13 protein-coding genes, 1 tRNA gene and 1 pseudogene are annotated in these 17,744 nt (G+C 67.4%); 8 read left to right on the top strand and 7 right to left on the bottom strand.

Annotated elements, in window-relative coordinates:
• The first annotated feature begins 569 nt into the window (after positions 1-569).
• The 7 genes and pseudogenes from AC0AIB_RS22730 (at position 570) to AC0AIB_RS22760 (ending at position 7,158) form a co-directional block, all read left to right on the top strand.
• Positions 570-1,169, top strand: a complete 600-nt coding sequence (locus AC0AIB_RS22730; protein WP_328348968.1) for a toll/interleukin-1 receptor domain-containing protein — start codon at positions 570-572, stop codon at positions 1,167-1,169.
• 289 nt (positions 1,170-1,458) lie between these two features.
• Entirely contained in the window at positions 1,459-3,483 is a 2,025-nt protein-coding gene (locus tag AC0AIB_RS22735; RefSeq protein ID WP_328341289.1) for a hypothetical protein, read from the top strand.
• Positions 3,480-4,922: a hypothetical protein gene (locus AC0AIB_RS22740; RefSeq protein ID WP_328341287.1), complete on the top strand. Its 1,443-nt coding sequence runs from the start codon at positions 3,480-3,482 to the stop codon at positions 4,920-4,922. Before AC0AIB_RS22735 ends, AC0AIB_RS22740 begins: the two co-directional genes overlap by 4 nt.
• The gene (locus AC0AIB_RS22745) at positions 4,915-6,261 is read left to right on the top strand and encodes a DUF4407 domain-containing protein (protein ID WP_328341285.1); all 1,347 of its coding nucleotides are present in this window, start codon (positions 4,915-4,917) and stop codon (positions 6,259-6,261) included. The genes AC0AIB_RS22740 and AC0AIB_RS22745 overlap by 8 nt, the downstream gene beginning before the upstream one ends.
• Positions 6,262-6,321: 60 nt before the next feature.
• Positions 6,322-6,504 (top strand): annotated as a pseudogene (locus AC0AIB_RS22750) (transposase); the annotation flags it as partial.
• Positions 6,494-6,703 (top strand): hypothetical protein, encoded by a 210-nt coding sequence (locus AC0AIB_RS22755; RefSeq protein ID WP_328349120.1) that lies wholly within the window; start codon positions 6,494-6,496, stop codon positions 6,701-6,703. The pseudogene AC0AIB_RS22750 and the gene AC0AIB_RS22755, both read left to right, overlap by 11 nt.
• Before the next feature lie 383 nt (positions 6,704-7,086).
• Positions 7,087-7,158: transfer RNA gene (locus AC0AIB_RS22760), tRNA-Lys, on the top strand.
• On the opposite strand, the gene AC0AIB_RS22765 is transcribed toward AC0AIB_RS22760, so the two are convergent.
• From AC0AIB_RS22765 to AC0AIB_RS22785, 5 genes are all read right to left on the bottom strand, one after another.
• Positions 7,127-8,761 (bottom strand): recombinase family protein, encoded by a 1,635-nt coding sequence (locus AC0AIB_RS22765; RefSeq protein WP_465097444.1) that lies wholly within the window; start codon positions 8,759-8,761, stop codon positions 7,127-7,129. The two genes, AC0AIB_RS22760 and AC0AIB_RS22765, sit on opposite strands and share 32 nt — an antisense overlap.
• A 514-nt stretch (positions 8,762-9,275) precedes the next feature.
• A complete protein-coding gene (locus AC0AIB_RS22770; RefSeq protein WP_465097445.1) occupies positions 9,276-10,160 on the bottom strand; it encodes a replication-relaxation family protein in 885 nt (294 codons plus the stop codon).
• A 1,416-nt stretch (positions 10,161-11,576) separates the two neighbouring features.
• Entirely contained in the window at positions 11,577-12,224 is a 648-nt protein-coding gene (locus AC0AIB_RS22775; RefSeq protein WP_465097446.1) for a restriction endonuclease subunit S, read from the bottom strand.
• Complete coding sequence (locus tag AC0AIB_RS22780) at positions 12,212-13,885, bottom strand: N-6 DNA methylase (protein ID WP_465097447.1); 1,674 nt, start codon at positions 13,883-13,885, stop codon at positions 12,212-12,214. The genes AC0AIB_RS22775 and AC0AIB_RS22780 overlap by 13 nt, the downstream gene beginning before the upstream one ends.
• A 2-nt stretch (positions 13,886-13,887) precedes the next feature.
• A complete protein-coding gene (locus tag AC0AIB_RS22785; RefSeq protein WP_151454337.1) occupies positions 13,888-14,088 on the bottom strand; it encodes a hypothetical protein in 201 nt (66 codons plus the stop codon).
• A 185-nt stretch (positions 14,089-14,273) separates the two neighbouring features.
• Here AC0AIB_RS22785 and AC0AIB_RS22790 point away from each other — a divergent pair, with 185 nt between their 5' ends.
• Complete coding sequence (locus AC0AIB_RS22790) at positions 14,274-15,890, top strand: hypothetical protein (protein ID WP_465097448.1); 1,617 nt, start codon at positions 14,274-14,276, stop codon at positions 15,888-15,890.
• A 68-nt stretch (positions 15,891-15,958) separates the two neighbouring features.
• Here AC0AIB_RS22790 and AC0AIB_RS22795 read toward each other — a convergent pair whose 3' ends face one another.
• On the bottom strand, positions 15,959-16,165 hold the full coding sequence (locus AC0AIB_RS22795; protein ID WP_465097449.1) for a DUF397 domain-containing protein: 207 nt from the start codon (positions 16,163-16,165) through the stop codon (positions 15,959-15,961).
• A complete protein-coding gene (locus tag AC0AIB_RS22800) occupies positions 16,162-17,049 on the bottom strand; it encodes a helix-turn-helix domain-containing protein (RefSeq protein ID WP_465097450.1) in 888 nt (295 codons plus the stop codon). Before AC0AIB_RS22800 ends, AC0AIB_RS22795 begins: the two co-directional genes overlap by 4 nt.
• Positions 17,050-17,744: the final 695 nt, after the last annotated feature.

The raw sequence follows: 17,744 nt of genomic DNA on the forward strand, positions 1-17,744 counted from the left end.
CGGCCCCGTTCTGGCGGTGATCACCTCAATCCGTAAGCGCAGCCCTGTCGGAGATTGCGAAATCGCAGATGCACCTCACCGAAGCGGGTCGAGCGACCCTTCCGCAGGGTCAGCAGTGCCGGCGTTCCGGTGTGCGTGGCCTCTCCGATCGATCCGCCAGCACCGTGAGCTTCGACCGGCGTCCGGCGAGAAGATACCACCGTCAACCGGCGTACGATGCGTGTCAATCAGCGAGTGGCCCCGGGGGTGTAGCGTCACCTGCCCTATCAAGCTGGGAAATCCGCACACCTGACCGACGCCTGTCCTTTGGTCCTCGGGCCTCCGATTGACCGCTGTCCAGGTCGTCCGCAGTGCTCGATTTCTCGTCCCGTCGTCCAGTCCGGTACCCACCGGACAACCGCTTGCTGACGACTGGTCGCGACTGCGACGCTGTCGATCCGGCAAGGAATGACACTTCGTCGACGAGCGGTCCGTTGCTGACCGAGGCGGCGGATGGGCCGCGATCCTGTGCTCACCGTTGCGAGTGATTCCCCTGTCCTGCATCCGATAGTTCGAGAGGTTTCGTGACCATGATTGATATTGTCGTCAACTACCGCACCGCCGACGAACCGCTCGCGGCTCTGCTCATCGACCAGGCGCTCAGAAGTCGCATCGGTGAGCGTGTTTTCCGTGACTACCAAACGATAAGCCCAGGCGAGCGCTATCCGGGCAGGATCTGGGCAGCGATCCGGGAGTGCCGCATCCTCGTCGCCGTGATCGGAAGCCGCTGGTTGCAGACAGGTGAGAACGGTCGGCGCCGTATCGACGACCCGTCCGACTTCGTGCGTCGGGAAATCGCCGAGGCGTTGCGCCGTGGCATTCGGGTGGTGCCTGTCCTGGTCGGTGACGCAAAATTGCCGATCCCGGAAGACCTGCCGGAGGATCTGCGTGGCCTGCCGCTGCACCAGTACCGGACCCTCCGGTTTCGGGGCATCGAGCAGGACATCGAACGTGTGGCGGACGAGCTCGTTGCCCTTCTCGGTGGGCCACCGGTCGCAGAAACGGGGCAGGGGGCGAAGCGACGCCCCGACGACGCGCCGACGGGGCAGTCGACGGTCACCAACAACTTCCACAAGCAGGTCAACGCCGATCATGCGGTGTTCGGCGTGGCGGTGCACCGGGGTGAGTAGGCCGATGCCGGGCGAAGCCGCCCAACCCGATCCGACCGCCACGGCCGCCGCGCACAGGTCGTCGTCACCGGAGTCCCCCTTCCCGGCGCCCCCACCGGGTCAGCCGGGCGGGCGGCCAGCAGAGGCACCGGTCGTCGATTCGCCGGCCTCGGAGTCCGCTGCGTCGGACGACTCCGACGACGCGCCGGAGCGGACGGCGGAATCGGCTCTCGGCCTCGACAGCCTGGCCGACGACACCGCGATGCCACGCGGGGCGCAACGGACCGCGGGCCACGGACGATCCGACGACGTGACCGACCGGATCGCCGCCGTCACCAACAACTTCTACGGCGGTGTGGCAACCAACGGTGCCGTATTCGGTGTTCAGGACGGAAGCGAGCGCCGGGCGGGCGGCCACCGGAAGGTCACCGGCCGGCTCGACCCGGAGGAGACCGAGGCCGTCGTCGACCGCTACGCGAGACCGCCGTGCTTCGACGGGGTGCTCAAGAATCTGCGGCACAACCGGGTCGTGGTCATCGAGGGTCGGTCGGGTGTCGGAAGGCGCGCGGGCGGGATCAACCTGCTCCGCCACGTCACGGACGGTCCGCTCATCGTGCTGTCACCGACCCTGTCCCCCAGGGAACTCGCGGAGCGCACGTACAGCGCGGGTTACGGCTATCTCATGCTCGACCACGTACCGGAACGGCAGCGGATCGACCTCGATTTCACCTGGTCGAATGTGAAGGAACGCATCCACGAATCGGAGGCACATCTCGTCATCACCACCTCGGTGATCGGTGCCGTGACGACCGGATCGGTGCCGCACCTCGCCTGGGAGGTGCCGGCGCCGGAAAAGGTGCTGCGGGCGCAGCTGGGCGACATCGAGGGCGTCGAGACGGTGGTGCACGACGTGATCGCCGCGCTCGGCGACGACACCTCACTGACGAACCTGGTAGCCGTGGCTCGGATGATTCGTGACGAGCACCTGTCCACCGGTGAGGCGCTGGCGAGGCTCGACGAGAGGGTGGGCCGGCGCGTCCTGGAATGGTTCGCCGGCCGACCCGGACACCGGGACATCATCGCCGTCGCGGCCCTGTGCTTCCTCGAAGGCGCCGACGTGCGGACGTACGAGACGTCGCTGGAGCGGTTGCACGAGGTGATGGCGGACCGGGTCACCGACGGGCGGGCCAAGGCGGAGATCCGCAAGGAGGACGCCGACATCTTCGGTGAGCGTGAGTCCCGGGTGCACGGCGGCGGCCTGCTGGAGATACGCACCGCGCCCTGGATGGGTGCGACGGTCCAGGTCATCACCTTCACGAACGAGGCCTTCCGCCGGCACGTACTCGCGGAACTCTGGCGCACCCAGACGATCCACTTCTGGGACGCGATCCGTGAGTGGCTCACTGAGGTGATCACCGAGGACGAGGACAGTCACGTCACTGTGGCCAGCGGCCTGGCCTGGCTCGCCTGCTCCAGCGTGCATGAGGTACTGCGCTGCTATGTCGAGCCGTGGGCCGCGGGTACGAGAGGCTGGGCCGGTCAGGTGACGGCCACCTACGCCCTGTGGTACATGTGCCACCGGGAGGGCCTGCAGGCCATCGCCCTGCGGATGGCAGTGGCCTGGTCCCGCAGTCGGGACGTGCATCGACAGCGGACGGCGGTGATCGCGTTCGGCGGCGAGCTCGGCGTGTTCTTCCCGTCCGAGGCGGTGAACCGGCTGTGGCAGATCATGTCGCAGAACGGTGAGCTGTGGCCGGCCGGGTGCGCGGCGATGGCTGCACTGTTCGCCACGCTCAGCGACGACGAGGACGGCGACCCGGCCACCGTGCTCAACCTGCTGGACAAGAAGATGAGTGACTTCGGCACCGGTGACGGGCCGAAGGACCGCAGAGGTCCCGTGCCGGCGAACCAGCTCACTCGGCTGCGGAATCTCACCATGACGGCGGCCATGGCGGTCGTCCTATCCCGGAGCATCCGCACCGGTCGTCCTGCGATCGTCGAGTACCTGGACGCGAATCCGAATCGACTGCCGGTGATCGCCCGTATCTGGGCCGGTGTACTCGTCTTTCGCCCGCTCCGGTGGGAGGCCTTCTACGCGCTGCGGCATGGGCTGCACGCGCTGCGGGACATCAGCGCGGAGCCCGCGACGCGCGCCCGCGATCTCGGCACCGCCCTGGCCGACGCCCTACCGCCACGGGAGCGGCACACGTTCAAGGACGCATTCATGCAGGTGGACGAGCAGGCACGCAAGGGCCGAAAGGAACCGCTCGCCGAGGTACTCGTCGCCTGTCTCGACGCTATCGCCAGAAAGATCTATCCCGGAGGAACCGCATGACCGCCCCCTACCCCATCCTTGAACGCCGGACGCTCAACCCGGCCGAGAAGACCCGGTGGCTCGGCCGGCGCCGCCACCGGGCCGAGGATCTGCCGCGTCCCTCCGCGCACCAGTCCCTGGTGTACCGGATCGGCGGGGAACTCGTCGTCGACGACGGTCGGATCGTCCCGACCGACGAGCGATTCCTCAATGCCACGAACGTGAGCATCGTGGACATGCGTCGTGACGCTCTTGTGGTGGCCTCCCTGCGCATCCCGTCGGCGGATGCGTCGTACTTCGAGGTGCTGGTGACGTTCCGGTGCACGGTGACCGATCCGGTCGCCGTGGTCAGCGGTGGCGTGGACGCGTACGAGGCGCTCCAGGGGCATCTCAAGGCGCACAACCGGATCTTCGAGCTGGGGCTCGACCACAGACTGACCCAGGTGAACACCGTCCGTCGACTGGTGAGTGCGCAGGTCAGAGCGTATCTGACCCATGTGCCGGCGAGGGTATCCGGCATGCAGGCCCGGTTCGCCAACGTCGAAGTGAGCAGTCCCAAGGCGATCGTCGACTTCGAGGATGACGTGCGCAGGTCGACATTCGCGCATCGGCTGGACTGGAACGAACTCGAGTACCTGCAACGCAAGGAGATGAGCACGACGGCGCACAGCCAGTCGCTGGAGAGCGGCCGGCGTGACCACGAGTTGGACCTCGACGGCCGGTCCCACGATCACGATCTGGGCAAGACGTCCTCGGCCTCCGCGCAGGAACTGGAGATCGAGGAATGGCGGCACGCGCACGGCCTGCGCAAGGCATCGACGGAAGCGGATCATGAGCTGGAACTGATCCGACGCCGCGGGGAGGTGGCCCGGAGCGAGTTCGACAAGAACGTCGAGATGATCAACGGCGATCCCAAACGGGCGCTGCTGGCCGCGTACGCCGCCGGTCAACTCGACGCGCAGGGGCTGGCCGCCAGCCTCAAGGCGATCGACGACAGCGCCCGGGAGCATGCGGTGCGGGACGCGGTACAGGAACGTGAGTCCCAGCTCGCACTGCGGGCGGCCAGCCTCGAAGAACGCAAGGTGGAACGGGGCTGGCAGCAGGAGGACAACGAGCGCCGGGCGGAGCAGGAGCGCCGGCGCGAGACGCAGAAGCGGGTCGACGCGCAGAGGCGCGAGAAGGAGGCCCGCGAGGACCGGCTGCGCCAGGAGCGGATGGAACGAGAGGACGCCCAGCGCATCGACACCATGCGTTTCGAGATGCTCAAGACGATGACCGCCCAGGGGCATTTCAACACCACCGACCTCGGCGGCAGCTCGCTCTTTGCCGAGGTCATGCACATGCCACAGCCCGAGGTCGACGACCGGCGGGCGGCGGCGGTCGATGGACGTTTCCCGTCCCCAGAGGAGATCGAGAGCGGAGAGGACCGAAGCGGCGGGGTACTCGAAGAAGATGAGTGACGGGAAGCGCTTCCTACCCCGGACGGACGAGGACACCGGCGTGCTGAAGCGGGGTCCGTATCGGCCGGGGAAACCGGCGCGACGCGGCGTCGGGTACTTCCTGCGCCACATCGCGGGTGTCGAGGAGTCGATCCTCGACTGGGCTCCTGAGGAAAGGCACCGGTACAGCCTGCTCGGCGGGGTCCTGCTCAACACCGGCCTGATGGCGGCACTGTCGATGCTGGTACTGCTCGGCTCGCACAGCGTGCCGGTCGCGGCGTTGATCCCGGCCGCGATGCTGTGGGGCCACGTGATTCTCACGCTAGACCGTCGGCTTGTCGCCGACACGCACGGCACGAGCGGCATGCGGGCCGGTATGTTCCTCGCCCGGCTGGCGATCTCGATCCTGATGGGTGTGGTCGTCGCGGAACCGCTGCTGCTGTGGATGTTCAGCTCGGATGTGAACACCCAGATCGGCAAGGAACGCACCAGCCTGATCGACACGTATGAGGGCACCCTGAAGCGGTGCAACACGCTCTCCGGAGAGCCGCCCGCCGACCCTGCCGGCTGCACCCGGGAATTCGCGCTCAACATTCCTGGGCCACCCCAGCCCCTGCTGGGAAGCAAGTCAGCCAAGGAAGCGGAACGGGTCGAGATCCAGGAGGCGATCAAAGTCATCGACGCCGAGATCAGACGGCGAGAGGACCTCGCCCGTCGGGAATGCAACGGTACGCGGGGAACCGGTCTCAGCGGCCAGGTGGGCGAGGGGCCGAACTGCCGGCAGTTGCGCAGCGAGACGGCGACGTACATCGCCGACAGCGGGAGGTCGCGGCGGCAGGCGGAACTGGATGCGACCAGCGCCGAGATCGCCAAGATTGACGGTCAGCTGAGCACCGTCAGGCAGGTCTACGCCGAGGCGGTCACCGCGACGATCAAGGAGAAGACGGAGGGGAAGGCGGCGAAGCTGGAAAAGCCGGGTCTGCTCGACCAGAGCCGGGCCCTGGAACACCTCACCAGCGAGAACCGCTCCGTACTGGTCTACTCCTGGTTGCTGCGGCTGCTGCTGGTCTTGGTGGACGCGCTGCCCGTGATCATCAAGAGGCTGAGCCGGTTCAGCACGTACGACGGCATGCTCTCCCGTCAGCTGATCGTCGACGACAGGTTGCATGAGAGGACGCTGAAGTACCACGTCGAGCGGGAAATCGGCGATCTCGACGTGCAGATCCAAGAGAACGAGCAGGCCGTCCGGCTCCGGAAGGAACGGATCGAGGAGCATGGTCGCGACGCCGAAGCCGACCGCCAGGCCGGGCTCGACGCGCAGATCGAGGAGTTGGCTCGCCGGTTGCGTGGTGATGCCTAGTACTCAACGTCACCTGGCTTCGGCGTTGGGCGTGGCGCGGGCATGAAGACGGCCACCGCGTTGCTACGCACAGCGGTGTGGGACGCCGACGCCGTCCGCGAGGACGTGCGAGAGTGGCTGGTCGAACAGTTCGGCCACCCCGACGCGGTGCTGGCCTGCGACGAGACCGGGTTCCTGAAGAAGGGCCTGTGTTCGGTCGGGGTGCAGCGGCAGTACACCGGCACCGCCGGACGTGTCGAGAACAGCCACCGCCACCGCGCAGCAAACCCACGCCGACGCGGAGATCATCGCGTTGACCGTCGCCGAGATCCGCCGACTCCTCAACGCCCTCGTCCTCGCCGTGGCGCTACCGCCAGAGCACATCCTGCACTGGTCGATCTGGCGACGAACATCCCAAGCCCGAGCCCGCCGATCCCACTACCAGCGCAGACAGGCCAAGTGACACTGGAGTAGCTGCCGTCGACCGGTCGGATCAGCCGGACGCGGACGTCTGCACCGTGGCGCCGCCTATGGAGCGGACGCCGTCCGACTCCGCCGGGCCGTACCTGCCGGGGGCTGCGCTCGCCCGGTCTACCCGAACTTTATGTAGTACCGGTGGCCACCTCCGGGCGGGGTGCCGCAGCGGCGGACCAGTGCCGGATCGCGGTGAGTTCGCTGCACCCCGCCGAGAGCACTTTGTGCAAAGGCATCGGGTGGCGGCGGCCGGATGTGCGCGGTGACGTGAACGGGCGCTGGCGTGGCGGCGTGAGATCGTGACTGCGGGGCCGACGGGCCCGACCGGCAGAGACGAGCGGTCGGTAATATTCGGGTAGCCTGTGGCGCAGCGGGCCGTTAGCTCAATGGCAGAGCTGAGGACTTTTAATCCTTAGGTTCTGGGTTCGAGTCCCAGGCGGCCCACCGACCGCATCATTGTGCGAACCGGTGGTACTTCTGAGGTGCCCCCGTCCGTTTCGGGCGGGGGCATCGTTGTGTCGGTGGGGATCTTGAACACGGGGACGACTCCCTGGTCGGTGAGTTGGACTTCGGCGATGAGGGTCTCGATGGCGGCCTTGCGTTCGGTGTCGCTGCCGCTGGCCATGATCGTGGTGAGGTAGTCGCGGATCAGGGCGATGGTGCCGGGTGCCGGTGGGGCGGGCTGGGCTGCGAGACCGGCTGCGAGTTCGGCGTGCCGGGCATGGAGGTGGGCCAGCCGTTGGCGGAGTTCCCGGATGCGGGGGCCGGCGGTGGCGTCGTCCATGGTGCCGTTCTCGAACGCGGTGTGATACCGGTCGATGGCAGCCTCGGTGGTCGTGATCTGATGGGCGAGGGCGGTGAGTTCAGCGCCTCGGTCGTCGGTGGTGCTGTTGCGTTGGGCATGAGCACGTTCGATCATGGCGGTCAGCACGGGCTCAGCGGTGGTGTAGAAGTCGTGCAGCGCGGTGAGGATGGCGTTGTCGAGGTCGTCGGCGGGTAGGCGGGGTGCGTCGCAGGTGGCGTGTTTGCCGTAGCGGGTGCGGGTGAAGCAGGTGTAGTAGCGGTAGCGGCGGGTCCGTCCGTTGGCTGACGTGCCGATGTAGCGCTGTCCGCAGCGCGGACATGTCAACAGGCCGGTGAGGTAGTAGTCCGAGTCGGACATCGCCCGTTGGGTTTGGACGTCGCCGCGGACGGCGGCGATGTCCTGAGCGCGCTGGAAGGTGTCCCGGTCGATCAGCGCGTCGTGGGCGTCGGGGACGTAGACGTCGCGGTAGGCGATGTCCCCGACGTAGGCGGGGTTGTCCAGGATTCGGTTGATGGTGTGTCCGGACCACTTCTTCCCGGTCCGGTTCGGAACCCCGCGGGAGTTCAGTTCGGTGGCGATGGCGCGGGTGCCGACGCGGTCGCGGGTGTAAAGGCGGAAGTTGTCGCGGAGTATGGGTGCCTCGTCGGGGTGGGGGACGAGGCGGTGGTCGGGGTTGACGAGGTAGCCGTAGGGGCGGGTGCCGCCGGCCCATTTGCCTTTGCTGGCTTTCGCGGTCATGCCACTTTTCACCCGGTCGATGATGATGTTGCGTTCGAATTCGGCGAACACGGCGAGGAGTTGGAGCATCATGCGACCGAAGGGTCCGCCGGTGTCGACGGGTTCGGTGGCGGAGGAGAATCGGACGCCGGATTCTTCGAGGGTGTTGATGAGGTCGAGTAGGTCGGCGACGCTGCGGCTGAATCGGTCGAGTCGGTAGACGAGTAGGACGTCGTAGAGGCCGGCTTTTGCGGCGTGGAGTGCTTTTCGGAGGCCGGGTCGGTGGGTGGTGGCGCCGGAGGCGTCGTCTTCGTATTCGGCGACGATGGTCCAGCCGGGTTGGGAGGCGACGTATTTCTCCAGGGCTGCGCGTTGGGCGTCGAGGGAGAACGGTTGGTGTTCGTCGTCGGTAGAGCGGCGGATGTAGACGCAAACCCGGCACGGGCCGGATGGGCGTTCGGCTGTGGTGGGTTGGTGGGCGCGTCGGCCGCGCCGCTTGGGCGGGGTGAGGGGTGGGGCTGCCATGCGGTGGTGTCCTTCGTGGTGGAGGGTGGTGCCGGTGGCGGCCGGGCGGGCCGCCACCGGCGGGTGGGTTACGGGAAGAGGTCGGGGTGGTCGTCGATGAAGTGGTTGAGTAGGACGGCGAGTGCTTCGGCGGCGTTGTCGAGTTCGGTAGGGGACATGGGTACGGTTTCGATCCGCGCGATCCGCATAGGAATACTGGTTTCTCTGTTGCGGGTGCGGGGTGTCTTCGCACCGCCGTTGTTGGTGGCGGTACCGGGATGTGGTGCGTCAGGATAGCTCCGGACGTCGTTTTCGTGGTGCGGCTTGTGGGCCACGTTCCTCCGAAAAGCGAGAAAACCGGCTGGGGTCGGAGGATTCCGTTCATCCGTTGCTCCTTTCGTTCAAATTGCAGCCCGTCGAGTCGGGCGGGAAGGTAGCTCGGTAGTCTGTCAGCGGCTGGGACTTCGATCTCGCTGGAATCTGTCAGGCGCTTTCGGCGGGCTGTCGACAGATCCGTGACAAGACCGGCGGGGCGTCAGTCGGCGATGGCGTCGCGGTGGTGGTCGGTGTGGAGGGTGTGATCGGCCAGGTCGGCCAGGCGCAGCCGATGCGGCCCGCCGACGATCCAGACGGCGTCGGCGGGGCTCAGGCCGGCAGTGGCGGCGTAGTCGCGGGCGGCGGTCGCGACGGGGAGTCCGGTGGGCTCGGCGGCCAGCCGGAGGCGCAGGTTGCGTTCCCGGGCGGTGGAGTGCAGCCAGAACAGCACGGGCCAGACCTGGCCGAGGGTGCCGAACAGGTCCCGGTAGCCGGCGAGCTTGCCGGTCAGCACGTCGAGCTGTTCGCCGCCGGTGTCGTACTCGACGAACACCGGCACCAGGCGGCCGTGTTCGGCCCACAGGGCGTAGCCGTCGGGTCGGACCCGGGGCTGGTAGGCGCGGACCAGGGCGGGGTCGTCGGGTCGGGTGAACGCGCCGGGGCGGGCGCACGCGGCCTCGGGTAGCCAGCGGACCAGGTCCGTGTCGGGGCGGGTGCGGGCGTAGCCGGCCAGGTCGGTGAAGAACTGGTTCACCCCGAGCCGGTGGGTCAGTGTCCGGGTGGAGGTCCACCGCCGCCGCTGAATGCGGGCGTGGTCGCGGCGGGGTGGGCGCTCGTCGCGGTCTGCGGCGACGACGTCGGCGCCGAGCTGGTCGAGCAGGTAGTGGTAGGGGTAGGAGCCGCCGTCGGGCCGCTGCGGCCGGAACCGGTCCACCAGCCGTAACTGGTGCAGCTTGCGCAGCCGCCGTTGGCAGAAGTCCAGCGACGGGAACAGGGCATGGGCGATCTGGAACGAGGTCAGCACGCCGTGGTCGTACAGCCAGCCCAGCAGGACCCGGTCCCGTTCGGTCAGCTGGGCCTGGACTCGCAGCACAGGATCAACCATCAGCGGCGGTCACCCCCATTCCAGCGGATGCGGATAACGCACCCCGGGGGAGAGACCGGAGACGTGGAGGGTCTGTCGGAGGACAGGCCGCAGCCGGTGACAGCCGGAGCGACCTGCACTGTGAGTGGGGGACGGGGGTCCGTTCGGGGGTCAGGTTCAACACTGACGTCAACACGGACGCCAACCCTGACCCCCGAACGGGGATCAAGACGGGTTCTGTCAGCACCGGCCCGCGACGTCGAGTCGACAGGCGGTGCCGGCGGTCGGAGAGGTGGGCGAGAAGCAAGGGGACTCCTTGTGGAAGGGGTAGTGAGCGTGGACCGCCGGGTCGACGGTCCGCAGGGTCGAGATCATTCCGGTGGTGTCGCCGCCGCCCCTCGGGCCCGGGCAGGACCCGGGCACGGCCCTCTCTCACCCGGCGAGCGAGACGGCACAGGGGGTAGCGGGGACTGGTTTCTGTGTAGTTGTCAAGGAACACGGCCATCCCCGGGCGGAGCCAGGCGGCCAGGGCAGAAGCGGACAGCACCCATCGCCACGGCCGGGAACCACGACCCTGGGTGACAGTTGCTTGACAACGGCGAGAGAACGATCCAGCGCACCACCCGGTCCTCAGCCCAGGCGAAGGGCGGGATCGGGGCTACCGGGCGGCACGCATCAACGCGTCCAGCACGATGGGCCGGCTCAGCTCGCCGGAACCAGATCCTTCATCGGGGACCTCCCGTCAGGTAGCTCGTACGCCGACGACCGGTCGAGGACCGCGACGACAGCCAGCGCTCCACCCGGGAGCGCCCGCCCGTACGCTGATCGGCCCGGTGGCCAGTTCAAGCCGCACGAGGACGTGCCTCTATTGCGCATCAGCGGAACACGCCGGTCAAGTGGGATCGGCCGGCCCGAAGCGCTGGCCGGAGCGATGAACATTCGCCTCTGTCCACCTGCGTCCACCCACGGTGTGCAACAGTCCGCTCCAGTCCCGCCCCATCCAGACCAAAAGATCTTGAGGGAATCTCCCGGTCTCTCATAATGTGAGACGCTGGTTGGCTGCTCGAAGATAAGCGGCCGTCTGTCCGTACCAGTTGAGATGCGATACGTCCGGCATCATGACCCTTGATGAGCAGGACGCACCAACAGGGGGTGTGGATCCGGTGGTCCCAGTATGTCTCCTGCCCGGCGTGCGGTCGGTACGAGGCCAGTCCGGCCGCCGACGCCGTGCTGAGCGCCGACAGGACGCAGGAGTTGCGTCCGTGCCCGACCAGGGCCGATACGGGCTGCACGGTGTGGCTGAGGTGGACGCCTACGTCGAGGTGCCACTGAAGGACTCGACACACCCCAACCTCACGTAGTCATCGGCGCATTGATCAAGCGCGCCGATGCCCCCGCCAGCCTGGCTTCGTCGCAACTTCCTTGTTGCCAAAGTCCTCACGCGTCTCGACTGGCGGCTGCTTCCGGCAGCACAGGGTTGCCGGTGAGCATCTGCGGAATGAGTAGTTCGCGCAGCGTTCGGGTGGCCTGGATGACGTCCTTGTGCGCGCGGATCTTTGTGTCGATGGCCCTGGCGATCTCGGCAATGCCCTGCTGAACGGCTGAGGGGGGCAGCACGAGCGGCATCTCCCGGACCTTGCGCCCGTTGAGTGTCGGCAGGACTCCGCGCTGGGTGTACTCGGCCAGCCACTCCTGCACCGCCGGGTGAGTGAGGTAGCAGGCGAGGTAGTCCGCGGAGATGTCTTGGGTCGCGCGGATACGGATGCAGGAGCCGCCGAGCAGCCAGCGCGCCTCTCGGTCGCTCACCATCGTGTGCTGGGTTGTTCTGCCGATGCGCACCAGCACGATGTCGCCGGGGCGGAGCTCGTATCGTGGCCGAAGGCGTTCGGCGGTTTCCTCGTCCACGCTGACGGTGGGGTTGAGGCCCTCGGGGCCGATGTCGCCGGCCTTCACGACGGGGACGCCTCCGATCACATATGCGGAGGATCTCAACGTGGTGCCGGACGGGCCTGGCTGCACATCGCAACACTCGTCAAGACGCCGCGTTTGCCAGTCGTCCGGGACGGGGCCGATCAGCGTGTCCACGACACCAACCTTTCGAGGCAGCGGTCGAGGGTCAAATCGGCTGTCGTGGCGTCGGCGTCCAGCCGGGCCAGGTCGTTCCGCAGTGCGGGAAGCGTCGGAGACGTCTGCGGATCGGGCATTACTTGCCGACGCCGATCCAGATAGGTGGTGGGCTGAAGGTCGTAGTCGTGCTCCCGGATCTCCGTCACCGTCGCTGTGGTGGCGGCGAAGTCTTCTATCGCAATGGGGAAGACGGCCGTCCCGCTCATCCATCCTCGATACGCGTCGAGGACTGCTTGGCAGCCAGGATCTGTCAACACTCGGTGGGTAGGGCCGATCTTGCGAGTCGCTCCCCGCGCATCGACGAAGAGAACCTTCTCGCCTGCAGTATCGCCAGGATGAGCCAAGATCCACACTGTTACCGGGACCGTGGTCTCGCGGAACAGGTGACTGGGCAGCGCGACAACACAGCGAACGGCTCCACGCTCGACCATCGCCCCCCTGATCTCCCGCTCCCGGACGGTGAGCGCGAACGTGGCGTTGTAAGGCATGATCACGGCAGCCCGGCCGCCGGGCGCGAGCGCCTCGACCGCCGCCTGCAACCAGGCCATGGTGACGTTGTGCGGAGAAGGCTCGCCGTACGGCCACGGGCGTGCCGATCGGGCCGTGGGAAGGCTCCAGTTCCTCATGCCGAACGGCGGGTTGAGCAGCACGACGTCGAACCGGCCCGGTTCGGCGTCGATCTCCCCAGGGTCCGACGGCGGCCCATCTCCGAGGTCGATCCGTACGCCGTGGATTGCGGCATTCATCGTGGCGAGGCTCCAGGTCCTGGCCGTCGCAGCCCGTCCGGTCAGTGCCGCCGGCGAACCCGATCCGGTTATGCGCGTCATGTGTTTCCCCGCCGCCACCAGCAGGTTTCCCAAGCCGCAGCAAGGGTCGTGCACGCGGCTCCCGGGTGCGGGATCGACCATCCGCACCATCAGGCTCGCCAGCCCAGCCGGAACCAGGTATTCGTCTGGGCTGCTGTGGCGGAACCTGGCGAACTGGTCGAGCAGGTACTCGAACACCTTGTCGCCGGGTGTCTGGACGTCGGAGAGGATGCGAACGGTGTTGAGGAGCTGATGCCGTCCGTAGACGGTTGCTGGAGCCTCTCGAAGGACTGTTGTGGCAGTCGAAAGGGGTGCCGCCTGCCGCTGCCACGCCTGCGTGACAACCCCATGAATCGTGTCGATGGAGGATCTCGATATCGCCGCCCAGTCGACAGGGGTGGCATCTCGTAGGCACAGGAGGGACAGGACGATGGCCTCGAAGACTGCCGGTACCTCGCTCTTGCGTAGCAGCCGCTCCAGGGGCGACCACAACCGCTCGTCGAGTAACTCCGCCGCCGGTTCAGGCATCGGATCAACGGTAGCTGGTGGTACCGGATACCCGACCGCAGAGCGGAACCGTTCCCCGTAGGTCGTTCCCTGACGCTCGCCCGGCAGCAACGCCGGACGCGGAATCTGGCGGCCATCGAGCCACGCCGCCACCGCCGACGTCAGGTAACCATCCTGGGATTCGCGCCGAACAAGCTGAGGAAAATTCTTGGGATGCCTACGCGCCCAGTTGCTCACCGCCTGGGTGGTGACGGCTGCGGCGTGAGCCACTTCCTCCTTTGTCATCAGCTGCTCTACCGTGGACATGGTCAGCGCCCCTCTCGGTTGCTGCCACGGGAGCTACCTCCCGGGCGCACCGATCCCCGCACCGCGCGGATCAGCTGCGTGAGGTGACGGGTCCGCCGCTCGCTCATGATGACCCAGCCCAGGAAAAGCACCGGTAACAGGATCGCACCCATGATGTACGGCCCGGGGAGATCACCGACCAGCTGCGCCAGCCTCGCCGCCATGCTGCCTCCTCCTGTGAGATTTCGTTGTCGCACTCGAAGCTAGGGGCAGCAGCCCGACGAACGAAGCGCGTATCGACGATACGCGTCTATCTGTTTCGCCGCTGTCCGGGCGTAGCGGCGAAGGGCGCCGGTATCCCATCGTGGGCAAGGGAGGCCAGCTCAAACCCGCGCAAGGGTGTCGATCCTTGCGGATCAGGCCCTGGCAGTCGAAGGTCGAGGGCGTGCAGATATGGGATCCGCTGAAGGAACACCAGCTGCTGTTGCTGCGGCGGATCGGCGACGGAGACGATCTCAGCGGCCCCGACGGACTCGACCAGCGCCACTCGGCTCGAGCACTGCAGACCCGCCGGCTCGTTGACGTCAGCCGCCGGGGCGGTGTGTGGCGGGCCCAGATCACCGACGCCGGCCGCTTCTACCTCGACAACGGCATCCACCCCGACCACCCCGACCGGCTCTCGCCTGGCAGGGCGACACCCCGTCAGCGCACCCGGACCGCCATCACCGCCAACCGCAGTGGGTCGGCTTCGAGCCGGTCGCCAGCCGGTGGCGGCGCCACATCGGCCGACTCGCCGCAGCCTCCGACCACCGCAACAGTCGAGCAGGCCCGGCTGCTCGTGGAACGCCTGCGGGCCGAGGGCGGAACCGTGCGAGTCGAGAGCCCCGACTCCGAGGAACGTGCCCTGTATCGCCGGGTCATCCACGCGGCGAAGCAGCACGGCCTTGTACCCGCCGGTTTCCACCTCAAGCACACCGGCCGCGCCGCCGGAGACCTGATCATCCAGCTATCCAACGACGACGACCCGAACGACAGGGATTGGAACCGGATCCGGCTCAACACACGCCGCGTCACCACCGATCCCGGCCTCGTGTTCGCCGCGCTGGAGAAGAACCCGGCCGGACTGGAGGTTACGAAGGAATCTGTCCCCCGGGCGCTGGACCTGATCCGTGGCCTCGCCGCCGAAGCCCGACGGCGGGGCCACCGGGTCGGGGTGAACACCAAGACAAAGAACCCGTCGGTCTACCTCCAGGTCGACAAGACCCGCCGCAGAGTCCGGTTGATCGAGGAGTACGACGAGATCCCCCACGTGCCCACCGAGCAGGAGGCCCGGCAGCTGCGGCGCAATCGGTGGATGGTGCTTCCCAAGACCGACCGGGTGGCCTCCGGTCGGCTGCGGATGGAGATCGCCCGCGATGGCTGGGACAAGAAGGACACCTGGACCGACGACAAGCGCACCACCCTGGAGAAACGCCTTCCGCGCATCATCCGCGATGTCGAAGCCGGCGTCGCCGCTGACGAGGAAGCCAAGCAGGCTGCTCAGCGTGCCCACGACGAATACGTCGCCGAGCTGAATCGGAAGGAGGCCGAGGAGCGTCGCCGCTGGCAAGCGGCCCTCGACGAGGCCCGTCCCCAGGCCGCCGAACTCCTACGCAAGAAGGCGTTCCGGCGGGCCTACGACTCCTGGACGGCAGCCAACGAGATCCGTGCCTTCTGCGACGCCCTCGAAGTAGCCGGCCCCGACAGGCCGGACGACTTGGACAACCATGCCCGATGGATCGGCTGGGCACGAGCCGCGGCAGCCCGTCTCGATCCCACCTGCGGCGACGGAGCCCTCGCCGGCATCGACTTCGACATCGAACCCAAACCCGACGACCTACGGCCCTTCATCGGCGACTGGAGCCCGTACCAGCCCCACCGCGAGTATCGGTCGGAGCACGACCAGCAGGCCATCAACGCCAGCCGGCTTCAGGCCGACACCTGGCACCACGGAATGCGCGGACGCCCCAACTGGTGGCACAAGTAGCAGCCATGCGCAGAAGCGCGTCCATGTTCGCCGATGGTCGACTGGGCTCGTCCGACGGATGCGTTCGCCTACTGGTGGGTGAAGTGGCCGTTCTTGGCGCCGACCAAGAAGCTCGTCCAATCCTCCCGGCGGAACAGGAGAGCCGGGCCGGTTGGGTCCTTGCCGTCCCGGAGAGCCACCTCGTCGGCGAGGTCGGCGACCTCGACGCATTGGCCGTTCCCGCTGGACCGGGTGCTCTTTTTCCACTGGGCGCGGGACAGGTCAACTGAGGTCATCCCGTACCTCCTTCCTGACTGATCGCGGCAGCGTGTTCCTGGATCAGCTTGATCGAGCTGGTCGGGTCGAGTGCGGTGGCGCGAAGGTGTTCGAACGTGCTGGTGTAGCGGCGGACGTCTGCTTCCCGTTCGAGGAACAGGTCGCCGGCCATGCTGTCGACGTACACCAGGGCGGGGTCGGCTGGGTCGGGGAAGTCCATGACGACGAACGAGCCGGGCATGCCGGCGTGCGCGCCCGAGGTGAACGGGATGACTTGAAGGGTGACGTGAGGTTGGCCCGCCGCACTCACCAGGGCGTCGAGCTGTTCGGCCATGACGGTTGGTCCGCCGGTCAGCCGGTGCAGGACGGCTTCGTCGAGGATCGCCCAGAGACGTAGCGGCTCCGTCTTGCGGAGCGACTCCTGCCGCTGCATGCGTGCCTCCACCCGGGCATGCACGTCCGCGTCGGTTGCCAGTGGCAACACGCCCCGGATGACGGCGCGGGCGTAGTTGTCGCTCTGCAGGAGGCCCGGGACGAAGAGCGACTCATAGTTGCGGACCGAGCGGGCTTCGGCTTCGAAGCTGATGTACGTGGTGTAGAGCTCCGGCAGTTCCGACTCGTACGCCTGGAGCCAGCCCAGCTGCGCGGCCTGGCGGGACAGGGCGATCAGCTCGCTGCGCTTGTCCTCGTCGGTGACGCCGTACTTGTCCAGCATCGCCATCAGGGTGCGCCGCTGCGGGCGGACCTTGGCCGTCTCGATGCGGTAGAGCGTTGCGGGATTGATGCCGGTCTGCTCGCTGACCTCGTCGCGGGTGAGGCCGGCCGCGGAACGCAGTCCGCGCATTTCCGCCGCGAGCCGCCGGAGGCGCACGGTGGGCGGTTGCCGTCGAGCTGACAACTCCATGTCCCTTCGCTCCTGTCGTAGTCAGAGTGTGCCCGCCGTGCGGATGCAACCTCTAGGCAGGCCAGGCAAGTGACGTACATGCGAATGCAATCCTTGCATTCTCACTAGTGCATAGGCACTATGGGCATGAGCATGTCAGGCCGGCGCGGCTCATCAAGCCGCGCGGTACGGCGGTGGGCTCGCGCCCCCAGGGGCCCACCATCCGTCCGGCCTCGGACGCCTCTCGGCGGGGACGCAGCCCGTCACCCGAAGCGGGCTGCATCCCCACCGAGAGGCCGAGTCAGGGAGGCAACGCGGTGGTTTCATCCCTCGTCCTGCTGGTGGTCGCGATGCTCGGCTTCGCCGCCGGACTGTTCCTGTTCAAGGTCAAGTCCCGATGGTGCCGACGGTGCGGGTCGGCACTGAACTGCCCCGACTGCGGAGGCCGCAGATCCCGCCCGTGTCCCGGCCGGACGAGTTGGACGAGCGGACTGTGACCCCGAGGCCGATGACACCTGTAGTCGCCGTCGCGCCCGGCGACGTCGTGCACCTACGTGAACAGGACTACCAGCACGGCAGCGGCCCGCTTCCCTGTCTGTCAGGGTGAGTTGGGGCCAGCGGCTCGTAGCAAGTCCGCCGGACAGGGCGAGTTCAGGATCGAGAAGCGTTGAATACTGCTGTTGACGTCGTGACGGCCCAGGATGGGGTCATGAGTC

This window comes from Micromonospora sp. DSM 43699 (assembly GCF_055517075.1).